We start from the raw sequence: 3,446 nt of genomic DNA, 5'->3' as shown, positions 1-3,446 counted from the left end.
CCCCGCCTTCGACGCCGCGATGCTCGGCGAAGGCAACACCAGCGTGCGCGACGGCGACGCGATGCACGTGAAGGCCAGCGGTGCGGTGCTCGGGCAGGCCCAGGCCGCCGACTTCGTGCGTGTCGACCTCGCGCGGGCGAGCTCCCTGATCTCCGACCCCGACGCGGCCGACGCCGAGGTGGATGCACTCTTCTCCGACATCGCGCGCGTCGAGGGACGGCGTCCGTCGGTCGAGGCGCTGCTGCACGTCGTCGTCTACGAGGAGACGGATGCCGCGGTCGTCGCCCACAGCCATCCGACGTCGGTCAACGCACTGCTGTGCTCCCGGCACGCGGAGCTGCTGGTGGACGGCGCGCTCTTCCCCGACCAGATCGTGGTGCTCGGCGCGCACCCGCTGCTCGTGCCGTACATCGACCCGGGCATCCGTCTCGCCCGGGTCGTGCGCGAGATGCTGCGCGCCCACATCTCGGAACACGGCGCGCCGCCGCGGGTGATCTACCTGCGCAACCACGGCATGTTCGCCCTCGGCGCGCACGGCGCGCAGGTGCTCGGCATGACCGCCATGGCGCAGAAGTGCGCCCGCGCGATCATCGGCGCGCAGGCCGTCGGCGGCGTGAATTTCATGACCCCCGAGGACGTCGCGCGCATCGACACGCGACCGGATGAGAAGTATCGACGCGCGCTGCTCGCGCAGGAGGGATCGCGATGACCGCGCTCGAAGGAAAGGTCGCCCTGCTCACCGGGGCGAGCTCGGGGATCGGACTGGCCACGGCTCTCGCCCTCGTCGCGGAGGGCGCCCACGTCGTCGCTGCCGCGCGGTCGGTCGACGCGCTCGCTGAGCTGGCGGCGTCCGCCCCGGACGCGATCACGACGATCTCGGCGGATGTCTCGGATGCCGCGACCGCGCAGGCGCTCGTCGACGAGACCCTCGCCCGGCGCGGCCGGCTCGACATCGTGCTGCCCAACGCGGGCATCTATGTCGGCGGCGATCTGGTCGATGCGAGCGCCGAGCAGATCGCGGCGCTCGTGGCGACGAACGTGACGGGTGTCATGACGCTGGTGCGCGCGGCGCTGCCTCACCTGATCGCACAGGGCTCCGGTGACGTTCTCGTGACGAGCTCGGTCTCGGGGCACCAGGACATCGCGTGGGAGCCGGTCTACTCGGCCAGCAAGCACGCGGTGCAGTCGTTCGTGCACACCGTGCGCACCCAGACCGCCGAGAGCGGGGTGCGCATCGGTGCGGTCGCGCCGGGCGTGGTGCTCAATCCGCTCTGGGGCTTCGCCCACGGGTCGCCCGAGGAGGCGGCGCGCATCGCCGAGCGCACGGGCATCCGCTCGTCGGATGTCGCCGACGCGATCGTGTTCATGCTCACGCGGCCCGCGCACGTCGTCGTGCGCGATCTGGTGCTGCTGCCGACCGGACAGCCGATCTGATGCCGCTCGTCGACATGCCGACCCTGCTCGCGGGGCATCGGGCGGCGGGGGCGTTCAACTACGTGCAGCTGGAGATGGCCGAGGCGATCGTCGCCGGCGCGGAAGCGGCCGGCACGGGTGTCGTGCTGCAGCTGTCCCAGAACGCCGTCGCGTTCCACGGGGGCATCGCTCCCGCGGCGACCGCGGCGCTGCGGCTCGCGGACACCGCCGCGGTTCCGGTGGTCGTGCACCTCGACCATGCGACCGACGAGAACCTCGTCGATGAGGCGATCGCGATCGGGATGCCCTCGGTGATGTTCGACGGCGCCCACCTCCCCGACGACGAGAACCTCGCGCGCACCGCCGCCGTCGCCCGCCGTGCACAGAGCGCGGGCGTGTGGGTGGAGGCCGAGCTCGGCGAGATCGGCGGCAAAGGCGCGCACACCCCGGGGGTGCGCACCGACGTCGACGACGCGGCGGCGTTCGTCGCGGCGACGGGGGTGAACGCCCTCGCCGTCGCGGTCGGCAGCGAGCACGCGATGCTCGAGCGCAGCGCCCGCCTCGACGAGGAGCTGATCACCCGGCTCGCCCGTCGGGTGCCGGTGCCGCTCGTCCTGCACGGATCGAGCGGCGTCTCGGACGCGGGCATCGACGGTGCCGTCGTGGCGGGCATGCGCAAGGTCAACATCGGCACGCACCTCAATGTGGTGCTGACGGCCGTCGTGCGCGAGCGGCTGGCGGCGGATCCCGCCGTGGTCGACCCGCGGCGGTATCTGCGCCCGGCCCGTGAGGCCGTCGCGGCCGAGGTCGCCCGGCTCCTCGCCCTCATCGTGCGAGGCGAGGCATGACGATGGGGCCGGCCATCGTGACCGTCACGGCGGCGGGCGCGATCGATGCGACCTACCGGGTGACCGGCGCCCTGGCCCGCGGCGAGTTCACCCGAGCCACGGCGTACACGCGCGAGGTGAGCGGGAAGGGTGTCAACGTCGCGGCCGGACTGCGACTGGCCGCGCGTTCTGCGACGGCCGTCGTGGTGATCGGCGCCGACGACGTCGAGTCGGCCGTGCGGGCCGACACGGACGGGATGCTGCGCCCCATCGTCGTTCCGGGGGCGACGCGCGTGAACACGTCCATCATCGACGACGGCGGCGCGACCACGAAGGTGAACGCCCCGACCCCGCCGCTCGCCCCGGAGAGCTGGGAGCAGCTGGTCGCCACGACCCTCGCCGAGATCGAGGAGACCCGCGCGGGCTGGCTGGTCGTCTCCGGCGCTCTGCCCGAGATCGCCGGCGCCTCGGCGCCGGCCAATCTCACCGACCTCTTCGCGGGCGCCGTCGCGCGCGGTGCGCGGGTCGTCGTGGACACGAGCGGCGCAGCGCTCGAGGCCGCGGCATCCGACTCGCGTGTCTCGGTGCTCAAGCCCAACGCCGCAGAGCTCGCGGAGCTGACCGGGCAGACGCTGCGCACCAGGGGAGACGTCGTCGCCGCCGCGCGCAGCCTGGCCGTGCCGGTCGTGTCGGCGAGCCTCGGTGCGGACGGCATTCTGCTGGTCGCCGGTGACGTCGTCGTGCACGCGCACGCTGTCGCCACCCGCGTCGCCAACACCGCGGGTGCGGGCGACGCCTCGCTCGCAGGCCTTCTCGTGGGCCTCGGGGCGGGAACGATCGACGATCCGACGGCGCTGATGGCCGCGGCATCCGCCGCCGCCGCGTGGGGCGCGCACGCGGTGGCGCAGACGGCGACGGTGCTGACGAGCCTCGAGGGGATGCCGCACGCCGTCGTCACCCGTGACCCCGACCCGTCCGTGGTGCTCTCGGAGCCCGTCGAGGTGTAGGTCGCGGCGCCGCGACCGCCGGCTCGATCAGGCCGCGGGAGCGAGGCGAAGGCCGTCGGGACCGCTCACCATGACCACCCGGTCGAGCCCGTCGACCACGAGGTCGGCGCGCAGGTCGTCGGTGTCGATGGTGCCCGCGACGCCCAGCACGGCGCAGCCGGCGGCGCGCGCTGCGGCGATGCCGGCGGCGGCGTCCTCG

Annotated in this window: 4 protein-coding genes; all 4 read left to right on the top strand. The window is 73.7% G+C overall.

All coding sequences use genetic code 11. From position 1 onward, the window contains the following. The coding region (locus tag ASG00_RS15310) for a class II aldolase/adducin family protein (protein ID WP_162238359.1) at positions 1-709 on the top strand (709 nt) is incomplete at its 5' end. Further along, a complete protein-coding gene (locus ASG00_RS06810) occupies positions 706-1,434 on the top strand; it encodes an SDR family oxidoreductase (protein ID WP_056207840.1) in 729 nt (242 codons plus the stop codon). The genes ASG00_RS15310 and ASG00_RS06810, both read left to right, overlap by 4 nt. After that, on the top strand, positions 1,434-2,261 hold the full coding sequence (locus ASG00_RS06805) for a class II fructose-bisphosphate aldolase (protein WP_056207837.1): 828 nt from the start codon (positions 1,434-1,436) through the stop codon (positions 2,259-2,261). The genes ASG00_RS06810 and ASG00_RS06805 overlap by 1 nt, the downstream gene beginning before the upstream one ends. After that, a complete protein-coding gene (locus tag ASG00_RS06800; RefSeq protein ID WP_082483119.1) occupies positions 2,258-3,247 on the top strand; it encodes a 1-phosphofructokinase family hexose kinase in 990 nt (329 codons plus the stop codon). Before ASG00_RS06805 ends, ASG00_RS06800 begins: the two co-directional genes overlap by 4 nt. Positions 3,248-3,446 lie beyond the last annotated feature (199 nt).

The sequence above is a fragment of the Microbacterium sp. Leaf351 genome (genome assembly GCF_001423825.1).
In the GTDB taxonomy this organism is placed as follows: Bacteria; Actinomycetota; Actinomycetes; order Actinomycetales; family Microbacteriaceae; genus Microbacterium; species Microbacterium ginsengisoli.
Note: the sequence above shows the minus strand (reverse complement) of the source record. Positions and strands in the feature narration are given on the sequence as shown.